Source organism: Stenotrophomonas sp. 364 (assembly GCF_009832905.1).
Lineage (GTDB): Bacteria > Pseudomonadota > Gammaproteobacteria > Xanthomonadales > Xanthomonadaceae > Stenotrophomonas > Stenotrophomonas maltophilia_AP.
The window spans coordinates 3,001,418-3,013,936 of record NZ_CP047135.1 but is presented as its reverse complement, the minus strand read 5'-3'; the positions used below and the strand labels follow the sequence as shown (position 1 = coordinate 3,013,936).

16 protein-coding genes are annotated in these 12,519 nt (G+C 67.8%); 14 read left to right on the top strand and 2 right to left on the bottom strand.

Features of this window, described 5'->3' with window-relative positions:
* The first annotated feature begins 99 nt into the window (after positions 1-99).
* Genes lepB through recO form a run of 5 tightly spaced genes read left to right on the top strand, consistent with a single transcriptional unit; the run spans position 100 to position 3,619 of the window.
* Entirely contained in the window at positions 100-894 is a 795-nt protein-coding gene (lepB, locus tag GQ674_RS13790; RefSeq protein WP_128098209.1) for a signal peptidase I, read from the top strand.
* Between the two features lie 32 nt (positions 895-926).
* On the top strand, positions 927-1,310 hold the full coding sequence (locus GQ674_RS13785) for a DUF4845 domain-containing protein (RefSeq protein WP_038686989.1): 384 nt from the start codon (positions 927-929) through the stop codon (positions 1,308-1,310).
* Positions 1,300-1,980, top strand: coding sequence for a ribonuclease III (gene rnc, locus GQ674_RS13780; protein WP_128098210.1), 681 nt, complete (start codon positions 1,300-1,302; stop codon positions 1,978-1,980). The genes GQ674_RS13785 and rnc overlap by 11 nt, the downstream gene beginning before the upstream one ends.
* Positions 1,977-2,873, top strand: a complete 897-nt coding sequence (era, locus tag GQ674_RS13775) for a GTPase Era (protein ID WP_159497531.1) — start codon at positions 1,977-1,979, stop codon at positions 2,871-2,873. Before rnc ends, era begins: the two co-directional genes overlap by 4 nt.
* 23 nt (positions 2,874-2,896) lie before the next feature.
* Positions 2,897-3,619, top strand: a complete 723-nt coding sequence (gene recO, locus GQ674_RS13770; protein WP_159497530.1) for a DNA repair protein RecO — start codon at positions 2,897-2,899, stop codon at positions 3,617-3,619.
* A gap of 131 nt (positions 3,620-3,750) precedes the next feature.
* Here recO and GQ674_RS13765 read toward each other — a convergent pair whose 3' ends face one another.
* Positions 3,751-4,476, bottom strand: a complete 726-nt coding sequence (locus GQ674_RS13765) for a response regulator (protein WP_159497529.1) — start codon at positions 4,474-4,476, stop codon at positions 3,751-3,753.
* Positions 4,477-4,613: 137 nt separating this feature from the next.
* Here GQ674_RS13765 and rlmD point away from each other — a divergent pair, with 137 nt between their 5' ends.
* On the top strand, positions 4,614-5,948 hold the full coding sequence (gene rlmD / locus GQ674_RS13760; protein WP_159497528.1) for a 23S rRNA (uracil(1939)-C(5))-methyltransferase RlmD: 1,335 nt from the start codon (positions 4,614-4,616) through the stop codon (positions 5,946-5,948).
* Positions 5,949-6,008: 60 nt separating this feature from the next.
* Here rlmD and GQ674_RS13755 read toward each other — a convergent pair whose 3' ends face one another.
* Positions 6,009-6,647, bottom strand: coding sequence for a hypothetical protein (locus GQ674_RS13755; protein WP_159497527.1), 639 nt, complete (start codon positions 6,645-6,647; stop codon positions 6,009-6,011).
* 60 nt (positions 6,648-6,707) lie between these two features.
* Between GQ674_RS13755 and GQ674_RS13750 the strand changes: the two genes are divergently transcribed.
* The 8 genes from GQ674_RS13750 (at position 6,708) to GQ674_RS13715 (ending at position 12,503) form a co-directional block, all read left to right on the top strand.
* Positions 6,708-7,214 carry a CYTH domain-containing protein gene (locus GQ674_RS13750; protein ID WP_159497526.1) on the top strand — a complete coding sequence of 169 codons (507 nt, stop codon included), beginning with the start codon at positions 6,708-6,710 and terminating at the stop codon, positions 7,212-7,214.
* Between the two features lie 101 nt (positions 7,215-7,315).
* Positions 7,316-8,005: a DsbA family oxidoreductase gene (locus GQ674_RS13745; protein ID WP_159497525.1), complete on the top strand. Its 690-nt coding sequence runs from the start codon at positions 7,316-7,318 to the stop codon at positions 8,003-8,005.
* Positions 8,006-8,101: 96 nt separating this feature from the next.
* On the top strand, positions 8,102-9,109 hold the full coding sequence (gene nagZ / locus GQ674_RS13740) for a beta-N-acetylhexosaminidase (RefSeq protein ID WP_159497524.1): 1,008 nt from the start codon (positions 8,102-8,104) through the stop codon (positions 9,107-9,109).
* On the top strand, positions 9,109-9,663 hold the full coding sequence (locus GQ674_RS13735) for a hypoxanthine-guanine phosphoribosyltransferase (protein WP_159497523.1): 555 nt from the start codon (positions 9,109-9,111) through the stop codon (positions 9,661-9,663). Before nagZ ends, GQ674_RS13735 begins: the two co-directional genes overlap by 1 nt.
* Entirely contained in the window at positions 9,663-10,409 is a 747-nt protein-coding gene (locus GQ674_RS13730; RefSeq protein ID WP_128097272.1) for an S-methyl-5'-thioinosine phosphorylase, read from the top strand. Before GQ674_RS13735 ends, GQ674_RS13730 begins: the two co-directional genes overlap by 1 nt.
* Before the next feature lie 88 nt (positions 10,410-10,497).
* A complete protein-coding gene (locus tag GQ674_RS13725; RefSeq protein ID WP_128097271.1) occupies positions 10,498-10,704 on the top strand; it encodes a cold-shock protein in 207 nt (68 codons plus the stop codon).
* A 138-nt stretch (positions 10,705-10,842) separates the two neighbouring features.
* Complete coding sequence (locus tag GQ674_RS13720) at positions 10,843-12,126, top strand: NAD(P)/FAD-dependent oxidoreductase (protein ID WP_159497522.1); 1,284 nt, start codon at positions 10,843-10,845, stop codon at positions 12,124-12,126.
* Positions 12,127-12,236: 110 nt separating this feature from the next.
* Entirely contained in the window at positions 12,237-12,503 is a 267-nt protein-coding gene (locus GQ674_RS13715; protein ID WP_159497521.1) for a hypothetical protein, read from the top strand.
* The last annotated feature ends 16 nt before the right edge of the window (positions 12,504-12,519 follow it).

The window sequence follows — 12,519 nt, the reverse complement described above, 5'->3', positions numbered from 1 at the left end:
CGGCAGCCGCGCGGCACCCGCCAGGTGCCGCCGGGCGCGCAGGGATGGCCCCGTCGCCGCTGCACCCGCACCGCTGCACCCGTTGCCCAAGGACACCGCATGAAATTGTTTGAGATCCTCCTGGTCGTACTGACGCTGGCCTCGGGTTTGATCCTGCTGGCCGACAAGCTGTATTTCGCCAAGCGCCGTGCCGCGCGTGCCGGCCTGCTGGACTCCGAGCCGGTCGCGGTGGACTACGCCCGGGCGTTCTTCCCGGTGCTGGCCATCGTGCTGGTGGTGCGCAGCTTCATCGCCGAGCCGTACAAGATCCCGTCCAGCTCGATGATGCCCAACCTGCTGATCGGCGACTTCATCCTGGTCAACAAGTTCTCCTATGGCCTGCGCCTGCCGCTGAACAATGCCAAGGTCGTCCCGCTGGGCGAACCCAAGCGCGGCGACGTGGTGGTGTTCCACTTCCCGGGCCACTCGGACAACGATCCGGCCAAGGGCGAGAATTTCATCAAGCGCGTCATCGGCATCCCCGGTGACGAGATCGTGTTCGAGGGGAACGGGTTGATCCTCAACGGCGAACCGGTCAAGTACGACAACAAGGGCCTGTATGCCGGCCATCGCGGCCAGGGCGAGGGCAGCTCGCTGCTGGTCGAGCACCTGCCGGGCCGCACCCACACCGTGCTGGAAACCGACTACCCGCGTGGCGCAGGCCAGTGGACGGTGCCGGCCGGCAAGTACCTGGTGATGGGCGACAACCGCGACAACAGCGATGATGGTCGCTTCTGGGGCCTGCTCCCGGAAGAGAACCTGCGCGGCAAGGCGTTCCTGATCTGGCTGAACTGCTCGGGCTGGTTCTGCAAGGACGGCTTCGAGCCGTCGCGGATCGGCTCGAGCATCAATTGATCCATCACACTCGCGTATCTGGGGAGAACGCAATGAAGACGATGAACACGCAGCGTGGCATGACCCTGACCTCGTTCCTGGCGGTACTGATCGTGGTCGCGTTCGGCCTGTATGTCGGCATGAAGCTGTTCCCGATGTACCAGGAGTACTACTCGGTGCGCTCGGCGATGAAGAGCCTGGCCAAGGAGCCGGGCGTGGGCAACATGGAGCCTGCCCGCGTGCAGGATCTGTTCTTCAAGCGGCTGTACATCAACTACTCGGAAAACGTGAAGCCGGCCAACGTCAAGTTCGATCGCATCGACGGCGGCTGGAACATGAAGGTCAACTACGAAGTGCGCCGTGAACTGATCGGCAACCTCGACGTGGTGGGCAAATTCGATTCGAATCAGGAACTGACCCTCGCCGGTGTCGACTAAGACTTTCCAACGTGGTGACCGCATTGGTCATCCCTTCGCAGATCCGGGCCTGCTCCAGCAGGCCCTGACGCATCGCAGTGCCGGCACGCCCAACAACGAGCGGCTGGAATTCCTCGGCGACAGCATCGTCAACATGATGGTGGCCCAGGCGCTGTATCAGCGCTGGCCCAAGGCCGACGAAGGTGCGCTCACCCGCGCCCGTGCCGAACTGGTGCGTGAAGGTGCGCTGGCGGTGATCGCCCGCACCCTCGAACTGGGCGACCGGCTGATCCTGGGCCCGGGCGAGATGAAGACCGGCGGCCACCGCCGCGACTCCATCCTGGCCGACGCTCTGGAGGCGGTGGTAGCCGCCATCTACCTGGATGCCGGCTTCGAGGCCTGCCGCGGCGTGGTTCTGCCCTGGTTCGGCCCCTCGATGGAGGCGCTGCCGGCCACCGGCAAGCCCGAGAAAGACCCCAAGACCCGCCTTCAGGAATGGTTGCAGGCCCGACAGAAGACGCTGCCGCTGTACGAGCTGCTGTCAGAGTCGGGTGACGACCATGCCAAGACCTTCCGGGTACGCTGTGGCGTAGCCGATCCCGCTGTCAGCACCGAAGGCGAAGGTGCCTCGCGACGGCTGGCCGAACAACAGGCGGCCGCGGCCGCCCTCGAGCAACTGGATTCCAAGTGAGCGAAGCAATTCCCCATCATTGCGGCAGCGTGGCCGTCATCGGCCGCCCCAACGTCGGCAAATCCACCCTGACCAACGCCCTGGTGGGCGCCAAGGTCAGCATCGTGTCCAACCGCCCGCAGACCACGCGGCACCGGTTGCTGGGCATTGCCAGTTACCCGGAAGGGCAGCTGGTGCTGGTGGACACCCCCGGCCTGCACCGGGTGCAGAAGCGCGCCATGAACCGCGTCATGAACCGCGCCGCGCGCGGCTCGCTGGAGGGCGTGGACGCCGGCATGCTGGTGATCGAAGCCGGCCGCTGGGACGAGGAGGACACCCTGGCCTTCAACGTGCTCAGCGACTCGGGCATTCCGGTGGTGCTGGTGGTCAACAAGGTCGACCGGCTCAAGGACAAGGCGGCGCTGCTGCCGTTCCTGCAGCAGGTCACCGAAGGCCGCGCGTTCGCCGCCGTTCACCCGATTTCGGCGCAGAAGCGCAACGGCCTGGAAGCGCTGGTGCGCGACCTGCTCAAGCTGCTGCCCGAAGCCCCGCCGATGTTCGGCGAGGATGAAATCACCGACCGCAGCCAGCGCTTCCTGGCCGGCGAACTGGTCCGTGAGCAGCTCATGCGCCAGCTGGGCGAAGAACTGCCGTACGCCACCACGGTGGAAATCGAGCGGTTCGTCGAAGACGGCAACCTGCTGCGCATCGGCGCGGTGATCTGGGTCGAGCGCGAAGGCCAGAAGGCCATCGTGATCGGCAAGGGCGGTACCCGCCTGAAGGACATCGGCGCCAAGTCGCGCATGCAGATGGAGCGCCTGTTCGGCGCCAAGGTCTTCCTGGAGACCTGGGTGCGCGTGCGTGAAGGCTGGTCCGATGACGAAGCCGCGCTGAAGGCGTTCGGCTACGAGTAAGCCGGGTCGCTGACGGCTGCGCCATGCGCATCGATGATGAACCCGCCTTCGTGCTGCATGCCCGGTCGTGGCGCGAAACCAGCCTGCTGGTGGAAGTATTGACCGAGCAGCACGGCCGTATCGGCCTGCTGGCGCGGGGCGTGAGCAGCCCGCGCAGCCAGGCCCTGCGGGCGGCATTGCAGCCGCTGCAGTGGATCCGTTTCAGTGCCATGCAGCGCGGTGAACTGGCCCAGCTGCGCGGTGCCGAAGCCCTGGATGCCGCGCCGCGACTGGGCGGCGAGGCAATGCTGGCCGGGTTCTACATCAACGAGCTGCTGATGCGGCTGGCCCCGCGCCAGGACCCGCTGCCCGAGTTGTATGACCACTACGGCCTGGTCCGCCAGCGCCTGCGCGACGGCGAGCCGTTGGCTTGGACGCTGCGCCGCTTCGAGCGCGACCTGCTGGAGGCGCTGGGGTTCGGGTTCGACCTGGCCCATGGCAGCGACGGCGAGCCGGTCGACCCGGCCGCCCGCTACGAACTGGACCCGCAGGAAGGGCCGCGCCGGCTGCTCAGCGAGCGCGGCACCGACCCCCGCCGTGGCACCGCCACCGGCAGCGGCCTGCTGGCACTGGCCGAGGACCGCCAACCCGACCCCGACGACCTGGCCAGCCTGCGCCGCGCCATGCGCGCCGTGCTGCTGCACCACCTGGGCGGGCGCGGGTTGAAGTCGTGGGAAATGCTCGAAGACCTGGCCAGACGCCGGTAGAGCCGGGTTCTACCCGGCTGCTTTGGTACGCAAGTACGCCAATTTCCCCGTCAGCCGGGCAGAGCCCGGCTCTACGGGGTATGCGGCCCCATCAGCCGGGCAGAGCACGGTGCCACGGGGCGGTTACGCCTTCAATGCAGCAACGCGTCCACTGCCGCCCGGAACTGCGTATGCGCGCCGCTGGAATCCGGTGCCTGGTGCAGCTGCCGCACCGCGCGTGCCAGCCGCGCCGCGCCGACGAAGCCACAACTGGCCTGCAGGCGATGGAGCTGGCCCTGCAGGGCACGCACGTCCTGCTGCAGCAGAGCCTTGGCGACCGCGTCGCGTACGCCAGGCAGCTCGGCCAGGAACAGTTCGCGCAGGGCGATGAGATGGTGGCGCTGCCCGTTCAGGGCGGCCAGCGCGGTGATTTCGTCCCAGTCTTCGCGCTCGGTGTCCGCACTTGCGCCAACGGCCGGCGGGGCGGTGCCCGGGCTGTTGACCAGCGCACGCCGCACGGCCTTGAGCAGCTGCTCGCCGGTGAGCGGTTTGACCAGGGTGTCGCTGAAGCCGGCATCGCGCAGCCGCGCATGGATGCTGGTATCGCCATCGGCGGTATGCGCCAGCGCGGGCGTGTCCGGACGTGAACGGCGCAGCGCATGCAGCAGCTGGGTGCCATTGCCGTCGGGCAGGTTGACGTCGATCAGCCACAGATCGTGCTGGCCGCTGCGCCCGGTGTCCATCGCCGTGGCCAGCGAATCGGCGGTGTCCACCTGCGCCGGCAGGGTCTCCAGCGCGGCCTTGAAAAAGCCGCGGCTGATGGTGTCGTCCTCGACGAGCAGGAATCGGGGCATTGGATCCCGAGGGGTCATCTGCATTGGGGCTGCCTCCATGTCAGCTATGCCCATATTAAACATGAGAACGCGCTCTGCAAGCGATTCCAACGGGCTCATCGGCAGCCCGACCCGCGTATCTGCGACAATACGCACCCTTTTTGCCCGCAGCCTGTTGCCACGTGGCCCGATCCCGCTCCCGCCTCGACCGTACCCCCTTCCAGACCGACATCCTCGACCTCAGCCATGATGGCCGTGGCGTTGCCCGCCGTGAAGGCGAGGGCGGCAAGGTCACCTTCATCACCGGCGCACTGCCCGGCGAAGTGGTGAGCGCCGAACCGACCGCGCGCAACCGCCATTTCGACGAGGCGCGCACCCTGGAGGTGCTGCAGCCGTCGCCGCAGCGGGTCACCCCGCGCTGCCCGCATTTCGGCGTCTGCGCCGGGTGCGTGTTGCAGCACCTGGAAGAGTCGCAGCAGATCGTGGCCAAGCAACGGGTCCTTACGGACAATCTGACCCGGATCGGCCACGTCACCCCCGGCAAGGTGCTGCCGCCGCTGGTGGGCGACAGCTGGGGCTACCGCCGCAAGGGCCGCTTCTCGGTGCGCCGGGTGGAAAAGAAGGACAAGACCCTGGTCGGCTTCCGTGAGCTGGACCCGCGCTTCGTGGCCGACCTGAGCCAGTGCCTGACCGTCATTCCGGAGATCGGCAGCAAGGTCGGGGCGATGGCGACCTTCATCGAAACCCTCGACGGCAAGCGCGACATCCCGCAGATCGAGTTCATCGCCGGCGACGAGGCGATCATGCTCACCATCCGCCACATGCAGCCGCTGACCGAGGCCGACCGCGCCGCCTGGACCGCCTTCGGGCAGGAGCATGGCTTTGCGATCTCGCTGCAGCCCGGCGGCGTGGAGTCGGTGCAACCGTTGTGGCCGGCCGAGGTGCCGCTGTCGTTCAAGCTGGCGCCGTGGGATGTGGAGCTGGCCTTCCGCCCGCTGGATTTCATCCAGGTCAATGCCTCGCTCAACGTGAAGATGATCGCGCTGGCGCTGGAGCTGCTGGAAGCCGGTCCGGACGAGCGCGTGCTGGACCTGTTCTGCGGGCTGGGCAACTTCACCCTGCCGCTGGCGCGTACCGTGCGTGACGTGGTGGGCGTGGAAGGCGATGCAGGCCTGGTCGCCCGGGCCCGGGAAAATGCCGAGCGCAACGGGCTGGCCAACGCGCAGTTCCATGCCGCCGACCTTACCCAGGACCAGCGCAACGCCCCGTGGATGCGCCAGGGCTTCGACAAGCTGCTGCTGGACCCGCCGCGCTCGGGCGCGATCGAAGTGCTGCAGCAGCTGCCGCTGAAACAGTTCAAGCGCATCGTCTATGTGAGCTGCCACCCCGGTTCGCTGGCGCGCGATGCCGGCTACCTGGTCAACGAACAGGGCTTCACCCTGGTCAGTGCCGGTGCGATGGACATGTTCCCGCACACCGCGCACGTGGAAAGCATCGCGGTCTTCGAGAAGCGCTGAGGCCGGCGCCACCGCCCGGGCGGCCGATGCCTCGCATCGGCGCCCGACCGGGGCGGCCGCTTACGGCTGCGGGGCGTTGACCCACTGCCCGTCCCGCCAGGCAAACGCCATGGTCTGCTCGCCGCGCTCGCTGCCGGCACCGGCGCGCACCGTGCACTCGATCACCGGCGCATCGTCGCCGACCGCGCAGTCGCGCACGTCCAGCACCTCGGCACTGTTCATGGCCAGGGTCAGGTCGGCGCGCGTTCCGGCATCCTGCTCGCGCGCCAGACGCGCAGCAAACCCTTCGCGCAGCAGTACCTGCACGCGCGCCGTGGGCGGCACCGGCGCCGGTCGCTGACGCTGCTGCTGCGTGTACAGCAGCGCCCACGTGCCGTCGACCTGGCTGAAGCGCAACAGGCGGTGCACCGCGTCCCCGCCATCCTCCGCGGTGACGATGCAGTCCATGCTGGATGGGCCCGCGTCGGTTACCGGCAGGCAGCCGGACACGGCCTGCAGGCGCGGGCGGAAGGCTTCGGCCACCAGGCGGCTGCTGTCGCTGGCCGGGCGATCGGCGATGGCCTCGTCGAACAGGCGATCCATCGCAGCCTGGGCCTGCGCCAGGGTGGGATCGGGGGATGCGGCGGCATGCGCGACCGGCAGCGCCAGCAACAGGGCGGGCAGGGTGGATCGGAGCAGGAAACGGGCGCGACGGGTCATGGGGGAACCGGGTCCTTGGAAAGGGCGCGCAGTGTAGGCCGTGCGCGCCATAATGCGTGCATGGGCATTGAAATCGAACGCAAATACCTCGTTACCGGTGATGGCTGGCGCAGTGCCGCACATGCGGTGATCCCGATGGCGCAGGGCTACATCAACGACACCGCCGCGCTCGACAGCGGCGCGCAAAAAGCCTCGGTGCGCGTGCGCATCCAAGGCGACCAGGCCTTCCTCAACTTCAAATCACGCGAGATCGGCCACACCCGGCAGGAGTTCGACTACCCGATCCCGGTCGACGACGCGCGTGCGCTGCTGGCCCTGTGCGTGGGCGGCCTGATCGACAAGCGCCGGCACCTTGTGCGCCATGCCGGGCTGGTCTGGGAGGTGGACGAATTCCTGGGCGACAACGCCGGGCTGGTGGTGGCCGAGGTGGAGCTGGAGCACGCCGACCAGGCCATCGAACTGCCCGACTGGGCCGGCTCCGAAGTGACCGATCAGGTGCGGTACTACAACCTGGCCCTGGCCGCGCATCCCTATGCGCGCTGGTCGGGCGCTGAACGGGGCCCGTAGGTATCCACCGCTGGTGGATACGGTGGGTGGGTACGCAGGCTTGCCACGCAGATGCGCCAGGGCCCCTTGTTTTGGCCGCCCGCGGCCCATAGGCATGGCGCATGAAAATCGATATATGGTCCGACGTGGTCTGCCCCTGGTGCTGGATCGGCAAGCATCGTTTCCAGCAGGGCGTGGCCCTGCTGGGCGATGACGCGCCCGAGATCGAAGTGCACTGGCATCCCTTCCAGCTCGACCCCGACGCCGGCACCACCCCGGTGCCGCTGCGCGAGGCGTACGTGGCCAAGTTCGGCAGCGCCGAGCGCACCGCGCAGATCCTGTCGCAGACCCAGACCACCGCGCGCGCCGAAGGCCTGCCGATGGACTTCGACCAGGGGCAGGTACGGGTCACCACCCTGCCGGCGCACCGGCTGCTGTGGCTGGCCGGGCGTGAAGGCGTCCAGGAAGCCGTGGGCGAGGCGCTGTTCCGCGCCCATTTCGTCGAGGGCCGCAACCTGGCCGATACCCGGACCCTGATCGCCGCGGCAGCCGCCGGTGGCATTCCTGCCGAGCGGGTCAGCGCGTTGCTGGCCGGCGAGGAGGGGCTGCAGGAGATCCAGGCCCAGCTGGCCCAGGCCCAGGCGCTGGGCATCCAGTCGGTGCCCACCTTCGTGGTCAATGACCGCTATGCCATCCAGGGCGCCCAACCGCCGGAGGCCTTCGCCCAGGCCCTGCGCCAGATCGCCGCCGACATGCCCGACACCCCCGCCGCGGCACAGGGCGGCCAGTGCGACGTGGACGGCTGCCCATAAGAGGGCCGCCCACGGCGCCGGTCGTGGCCCAGTACACGCGGCTTCTGCGACAATGCGGCGGTGCGCCATCATGGCGCCCCGTATTGGAGATCGACCATGCTCGTGATCGGCGTTGCCGGGACCGAACTCACCGCCCAGGAACGCGACTGGCTGCAGCACGATGCCGTGGCCGGGGTCATCCTGTTCAAGCGCAACTTCGCCTCGCGCGAACAGGTGGCCGAGCTGTCGGCGGCAATCCGCGCCGCCGCGCCGCGCCCGCAGCTGATCTGCGTGGACCAGGAGGGCGGTCGCGTCCAGCGCTTCCGCGAGGGCTACAGCGCGCTGCCGCCGCTGCAGGGCTTCGATGCCCTGTACCGGCAGGACCCGCAGGCAGCGCTGGCGCTGGCCGAACAGCATGCCTGGCTGATGGCCAGCGAAGTGCGCGCCAGTGGCGTGGACCTGAGCTTTGCCCCGGTGGTGGATCTGGGCCGCGGCAACCTGGCCATCGGCGACCGTGCCTTCAGCGCCGACCCGCAGGTGGTGGCGGCGTTCACCGCCGCCTACGTGCGCGGCATGCACAGCGTCGGCATGGCCGCCACGCTCAAGCACTTCCCCGGCCACGGCACGGTGCTTGAAGACACCCATTTCAACGATGCCTCCGATCCGCGCTCGCTGGACGAACTGCGCGCGCTGGACCTGATTCCCTTCGCCGCCGGCATCGACGCCGGTGCCGATGCGGTGATGATGGCCCACGTGGTCTATCCGCAGGTGGCCCCCGAGCCGGCCGGTTACTCACCGCGCTGGATCCAGCAGATCCTGCGCGAACAGATGGGGTTCGGCGGCGTGGTGTTCTCCGACGACATCGGCATGGCCGCGTCGTTCTCGGCCGGCGGGGTCAAGGCGCGCGTGGATGCGCATCTGGATGCCGGCTGCGACGTGGTGCTGGTCTGCCACCCCGAGCTGGTCGACGAATCGCTGCGTGCGGTGGAACCGCGCACCCTCAATACCGCTGCGCTGCTCGGCCTGATCGGCCGAGCAGCGCTTGGCTGGGACGGCCTGCTGGCCGATGCCCGCCATGGCACTACCCAATCCCGTTTGCTTGACACCCTTGGAAGAACCGTCTGATGCCCAACCTCACCATTTCCCAGGCCCTGGCCCAGGCCGACCTGCTGGTCGACCGTCCCACCATCGACGCGGCCATCGCCGCCATCGCCGACGCCATCGCGCGCGATTACAAGGGCGAAGTGCCGTTGTTCCTGTCGATCATGCACGGCGCGCTGCCGTTCGCCGGCCAGCTCGCGCTGGAACTGGGCGCACGCGGCCAGGACGTGCAGTTCGATTACCTGCATGCCACCCGCTACCGCGGTGAAACCACCGGCGGCGAGCTGGTGTGGAAGCACAAGCCGGCCACCGCGCTGTTCGGCCGCCGCGTGCTGCTGGTCGACGACATCCTCGATGAAGGCTTCACCCTCCAGGGCGTGCGCACCTGGTGCCTGGAGCAGGGCGCCACCGACGTGCGCATCGCCGCGCTGACGGTCAAGCAGCACGACCGCGCGCTGCCGGACGTCAAGGCCGACTACGCCGGTATCGAGCTGCCCGACCGCTATGTGTTCGGCTTCGGGATGGACGTCAATGAAACGCTGCGCTGCGTGCCGGCCATCTACGCGATGAAGGAATGATGGAACACATCGCACTGGCCGTCATCGGCGGCACCGGCGTCTACAAACTGGCCCAGCTCGACGACGTCAGCAGCCACCAGGTGGACACGCGCTACGGCACACCGTCCGGCCCGATCCGGGTTGGCACGCTGCTGGGCCAACGCGTGGCCTTCCTGGCACGGCACGGCGAAGGGCATTCGCTGCCGCCGCACAAGATCAACTACCGCGCAAACCTTGCCGCATTGCAGCAGATCGGCGCGACGCGCGTGCTGGCGCTCAATACGGTCGGCGGCATTACCGAACACTGCGGCCCGCGCGTGCTGGCCTGCCCGGACCAGCTGATCGACTACACCTGGGGCCGTATTTCCACCCTGAGTGAAGAGCCCGGCAGCGAGGTGCTGCACGTGGACTTCGGCCACCCCTACACCCCGCTGCTGCGCAGCAAGGTGCTGGCCGCGGCCAAGGTCACCGGCGTGCGTCTGCACGACGGCGGCTGCTACGGTGCCACGCAGGGCCCGCGGCTGGAAACCAACGCGGAAATTGCGCGGATGCGCCGTGATGGCTGCGACCTGGTCGGCATGACCGGCATGCCCGAGGCCAGCCTCGCACGCGAGCTGGGGCTGGACTACGCCTGCCTGGCGATCGTGGCCAACTGGGCCGCCGGCTGTGGTGATGGCGACGAAATCACGATGGCCGAAGTACTGGCCAACGTGGACGCTGCATCGGCCGGTTTGCCCGAGCTGATCGGTGAATTGGCGCGGGGGTGATTGTCATTGCGGAGCAAGCTTTGCATACTCCGCCAGTGCGCTGGTTGAGCGTACACCACCCATTCATTGAAGAAGGTCTCGCATCACCATGCCGAACGGTACCGTCAAGTGGTTCAACGACGCCAAGGGATTTGGCTTTATCTCGCCGGAGGACGGCAGCGCCGACGTCTTCGCGCACTTCTCCGCGATCAACTCCAAGGGCTTCCGCAGTCTGCAGGAAGGCCAGCGTGTCACGTATGACGTGACCCAGGGCCCGAAGGGCGCCCAAGCCTCGAACATCGTGCCGGCTGAGTAACGCTCACGCTGCGCATTGAAAACCCCGCTTCGGCGGGGTTTTTTTTGGGTGTCACCCGGTTTGCCGATACTGCGTGGCCTGGATCGAAGGTCGGCGTTCCGCGCACCGCGTGATGCACATCACGCTATAAGGACATGCATGCACCCGCAACGACGCACCATCGCCATCGTCGGCTACGGCACCGCCGGCCAGGCACTGGCCGTTCTTCTTTCACGCGATCATCACGACGTGCACGTCTTTGAGCGTGCCGCTGCGCCCGGCCCGGTGGGTGCCGGCTTTCTGCTGCAGCCCAGTGGACTGGACGTATTGTGGCAGATGGACCTGCTGCCGGAGGTGCTCGCACATGGCGCAGCGGTACGCCGGTTGTATGGCGACACGCCCTGCGGACGCACCGTGATGGAGATGGGCTATGCGGGACTGGATGCACGCCTGCACGGCATCGGCATGCAGCGCGGCGCACTGTTCACCCTGCTTGCGCAGGCGTGGGCGCACCCCGCCAATCTGCAGGCCGATACCTGCATCGTGGAGGTGGACGCCGTGCAGGGGCGCGTGCGTGATGCACGCGGCCAGTGGCATGGGCCCTACGATCTGGTGATCGCCGCCGACGGTGCCGCCTCGACCTTGCGCACCCAGGTGCAGGCCACGCAACTGGATCGTGAATATCCGTGGGGCGCGCTGTGGTGCCTGTTGCCGCGCGGCGACTGGGCCTATCCCGATGAGCTGCGCCAGCGCTACGTGGCCGCGCGCAAGATGATCGGATTGCTGCCGGTGGGCACGCGCCCGGGCGATGCGGAGCCTCGGTTGAGCTTCTTCTGGAGCCTGCCGCGCGAGCAGTTCGCGCAATGGGAGCGCGACGGTCTGCAGCGTTGGCTCGATGAGATCGCTGCGCTGTGGCCCGAGGCGCACGCGCGCCTGGACGGTGTGCGCGACAGTGCGCAGCTGGCGCGTGCGGGTTACCGCGATGCGGTGATGACGCGCTGGAGCCGCGAGCGCCTGGTGCTTGCCGGCGATGCGGCACACGCGATGAGCCCGCAGCTGGGGCAGGGCGTGAACATGGCGCTGATGGACGCACTGGCGCTGCGCGATGCACTGCGTGCGCACACCGACCGCGACGCCGCATTGCAGGCGTATGCGGCGCAGCGTCGCGCGCACGTGGCCATCTACCATTTCTGGAGCCGCTGGTTGACGCCGCTGTTCCAATCCGAGCGCGACAACCTGGCGCGTGCGCGCGACGTGCTGTTCAAGCCGATGGGGCGCATGCCCGGTGGACACGGCCACATGCTGCGCGTGCTCAGCGGCACACAGCGCGGCTGGATCGGCAAACTGGCGCTCACGCCCGGGTTCATCGCGGCGATGAGTGGACATGCTGCCCAGGCATCATCTGCTGATAACCATGCGTGGCGGGCATTTCCAGGAGAGTGAAGACACACTTAACCTGGAGTGGACGATGAACTCACCCCTGACCTGTCACAAGTAACCGATTGGCCCCGCACACCCGTGCACCTGCCAATCGCTACCTGAAGGAGATGGACATGCTGTTCCCGGCCGAAATCCTGGATGCTGAGATCTGCAAATTGCACGGACTGCTGCAGATGCTGCATGAGGATCAGCCCGACGTGATGCACGACATTTTCGAGTTCCATGTCACCAGCCTGATCACGCACACCGCACCCGAGCACCACCGCCGCATCCGCGATGCCGCACACGCGATGCTGACCGACATTCAACGGCGGCCAGTTCGACCGGATCCACCGCGGTCGGAGATCCAGTTGATGCCGCAGGTGCTGGCCGCCGCGTAACGCAGGTTGCCTGATG